Below are 1,943 nucleotides of genomic sequence, written 5' to 3'. Positions count from 1 at the left end.
CTCCTCGGCCGGCCCGCGGATCGGTGCGTCCGGCACGAACGTGCGGCGGGGGCTGCGGCGTCGCGAGGGCTACGGCAGGTCTCCTCCGGACCTGCGGGGGATGCGCGTCGGGCACGCTTTCACGCGCTGAGACTGAGAAGGCGTCAGCAGCCACGGCAGCACGCGGCGGAGGCCACTCGCAGCAGGTCGAGGTGACCGCGAGTGGTGAGCAGGGCCGTACGCAACATGGCGCAGAACCGAGCGACCGGTTCAGTGACGGGTCAACGGTGTCTCGTCGGCCGCCCGCGCGATCTTGCAGGGTGGGCGAGAGGATGAAGGCATGCCCGAAGCCTTCATCACCCGAGTCCTGAATGTGGCCACCGGCACGGTCGAGGCCGTGACCGATCTGACCCGCGAGTGCGAGAAATTCCTCGACGAGACCGCCACGGGCCGCGACGGCCTGCTCAATGTCTTTGTGCCGCACGCGACTGCCGGGATCGCCCTGATCGAGACCGGTGCCGGCAGTGACCACGATCTGCTGTCCGCGCTGCATGTCCTGCTCCCCGCCGACGACCGCTATCAGCACCGGCACGGCAGCGCGGGCCACGGCCGCGACCACGTCCTGCCGGCACTCGTGCCGCCGCACGCCACGCTGCCCGTCGTCGGCGGCCGGTTGCAGCTCGGCACCTGGCAGTCCGTCTGTCTGGTGGACACCAACAAGGACAATCCCGAGCGAAAGGTGCGTCTGTCCTTTCTTGCCGGCTCCTGATCCGGACTCATCGCCTGTCGGCCGTGGTTTTGCTTCCCCGTCGGCTCACTGAACACAGGGTCCGTTGGGCGGAACATCGATCGACGCGCCGGATTCCGCGACGATGACCTCGGCGCCGTGGCCCACGAGGAGGAGCGGCCTGATTACGGGGAGTCCCCAGACCCCGTGTCCCTGTGGCGCAACCGGGACTACACCTGCACGGGGGCATGAGACTTCCCTGCGTGGAGGGACGGATGCGAGAGCGCTCTCGGTACGCAGGGAAGAGTTGAGTGTGACCGTCAATGCCTCCTATGCATACGGAAGCTGCCCCTTCATCTGCACTAATGGGCACCCGCCAGTACCTCCGCGACGGCCACCCCGGACGCGGCGGTGGCGCCGTGTGTGAAGATCTGAGCCGCTCCGGGGACAGCGGCGCCCGGCAGGCCCATCTCCACGACGATCGCGTCGGGACGTGCCGCGACGAGGTCGGCGAGGGCGTGCGCCATCCACGCGTGCCGGGAGGCGTCGCGGACGACCACGACCAGAGGCCGCCCCGCGGCGGGCGCCAGTGCGTGCGTCTCCAGGGCGGTGGTCGGTGACCGCAGCTCCTCGCGGCGCACCCGGGCAGAGGTTGTTCCGGGCAGCCGTTCGCACAGCGGGGTGGCCACGCCCCAGGGGGTCTCCTTGCCGATGGCCAGGTTGGTGGTGGGCACGAGCTCCACGACGTGCGGTGCGTTGACCAGGGGCAGGAGGTGCTGTACGGCTCCGTGCAGGCGGATGGCCCGGCGGGCGGCCGCAAAGCCGATGCCGCCGGTGTCCCAGTCGGCGGCATGGGCCGGGCGCAGGCCGGTCGACCAGGCTGCGAACTCCCGGATCCGGCGGCCCGCTTCCTCGAGCCGTTCCTCAGGAAGATCCCCCGATACGACGGCGTCCGCGAGAGCGTCCACGAGCTGCCGGGCGGTGGCCGCCTCCGCGTTCTCGCCACCGACGCAGACGGCGTCGGCACCGGCGGCGACGGCTCTGACCGTGGCCCCGCCGATCCCGTAGAGGTCGGCCACGGCGCCCATCTCGATGGCGTCGGTGACGATGATGCCGTCGAAACCGAGTTCCTGACGCAGCAGTTCGTCCAGGACGCGCCGGCTCAGGGTGGCGGGCAGATCGGGATCGTAGGCGGGGACCAGCAGGTGGCCGCTCATCACCGCGCGGACGCCCGCGT

Annotated in this window: 2 protein-coding genes; one reads left to right on the top strand and one right to left on the bottom strand. The window is 70.6% G+C overall.

The genetic code is table 11. The annotated features are described in order from the left end of the window. Positions 1-319 precede the first annotated feature (319 nt). Positions 320-748, top strand: coding sequence for a secondary thiamine-phosphate synthase enzyme YjbQ (locus tag ACWGI8_RS43680; protein ID WP_453669108.1), 429 nt, complete (start codon positions 320-322; stop codon positions 746-748). Positions 749-1,068: 320 nt separating this feature from the next. Here the strand turns inward: ACWGI8_RS43680 and ACWGI8_RS43675 are convergent. Beyond that, positions 1,069-1,943: glycoside hydrolase family 3 N-terminal domain-containing protein (locus ACWGI8_RS43675; protein ID WP_453669107.1), on the bottom strand; the 875-nt coding region annotated here is incomplete at its 5' end.

This window comes from Streptomyces sp. NPDC054841, from assembly GCF_053611045.1.
This window is presented reverse-complemented; position numbering and strand designations above follow the sequence as displayed.

Bases quoted from the DNA above. Each gene is read 5' to 3' on its own strand.
- ACWGI8_RS43680 (WP_453669108.1), top strand. From the start codon at position 320: ATGCCCGAAGCCTTCATCACCCGAGTCCTGAATGTGGCCACCGGCACG.